The 1,118-nt window shown below is 66.2% G+C and carries 2 protein-coding genes; both read right to left on the reverse strand.

The window, feature by feature from the left end:
• Window positions 1-9 precede the first annotated feature (9 nt).
• Window positions 10-798: a ferredoxin-like domain-containing protein gene (locus JCM21793_RS23090; protein ID WP_025031874.1), complete on the reverse strand. Its 789-nt coding sequence runs from the start codon at window positions 796-798 to the stop codon at window positions 10-12.
• Window positions 795-1,118, reverse strand: a 324-nt coding sequence (locus tag JCM21793_RS28010) for a cobaltochelatase subunit CobN (RefSeq protein ID WP_036541731.1), incomplete at its 5' end; no start/stop codon positions are given. The genes JCM21793_RS28010 and JCM21793_RS23090, both read right to left, overlap by 4 nt.

Below are 1,118 nucleotides of genomic sequence, written 5' to 3' on the forward strand. Positions count from 1 at the left end.
CCGCGGGCGCTAAGGGTCGGATTCGCTTGCATCGGATACAGCCTCGCAGAGCGCCATCAGCGCTTCCGCTGAAATCTGGCTGAAGGGCAAGGCGATGCCCAGCGCGCTTTCTCCGCCCTCGAGCGCGAACCGACCAACCGGCGCGCTATCAGCCCGTGCTGGATATTCCGCAGATGGATCAAGTCCCATCCGGAGCGCATCTTTCTGCGCCTGCGTGAAATCGCGCGCCCGCCCGCCGGTCTGCGCCAGAAGATCGAGCACAGTGAGCGCCACAGCACCCACCGCCTGCTCATCGCCTGAGCCTAGCCAGTGCGCCGTCGCGCCATTGCCGCCGACGCCGATCAGCCATTGCCCGTCATCAGCCATGATGAGCTTTATGTCGGCGCTGATCGCATCGAGATGCAACGCCCCGCCGCAATCGACCGTGACGGACACTTTTGGCGCGAGGCATGGGCCAAGACCATGCGCCGCGACATGCGCGTCGATGCGCTGTGCAAGCCGGGGCAGGGGCGCAAGCGACCCCGTTTCCACCGCAAACCCCTCTACGGGACCAAGATCGAGCGCGTTGATTTCCGTGGCAAACAGGGGCGCGCTCTCAGCCGTCAGTCCGCGTATCTGCAGCTTTCCACGCGCGGTCACTTCCAGAATGCCGTTGCCATGCCGGCCCGCCGCTTTTGCGATGCCCGCCAGCTTCTGAGGCGTCAGCGCGCCATGGGCCGGCGCAATCCGCGCGAGCAGCCCGTCACCGGTTTTCATGGGGGCGGAGAGTGTGGGGCATGCGCCGCGTCGCATCGTCATGCCGTCGCCTCCGCAAGAAGTGCGGCCAGATCGGCATCGACGGAATTGCGGCGCGGGTGCCAGAGGCCGCGTTTGCGGGCGGCGTGAAACCGTTCCGCCATGGCATGCGCGGCGGCAGGGTTTTCCGCCAGAAGAAAATCGCGCACCCGTTCATCGCCGAGATAAGCGTCGAACACGGCATCGATCAGGCTGCCTGAAACCGCATCCGTGGTCTCCGCAAAGCCGATCAGCCGGTCCACCGTTTCCGTCAGTTCCGCCGCACCGCGCGGGCCATGGCGCAACTGCCCTTCGATGAAGCGCGGATTGACCGCGCGGGCGCG

This window comes from Nitratireductor aquibiodomus NL21 = JCM 21793, assembly GCF_000615975.1.
Taxonomy (GTDB): Bacteria; Pseudomonadota; Alphaproteobacteria; order Rhizobiales; family Rhizobiaceae; genus Nitratireductor; species Nitratireductor aquibiodomus.

What these genes read in the sequence shown, in the direction of transcription:
- JCM21793_RS23090 (WP_025031874.1), bottom strand. Translation starts at nt 798, where the DNA reads ATGACGATGCGACGCGGCGCATGCCCCACACTCTCCGCCCCCATGAAA.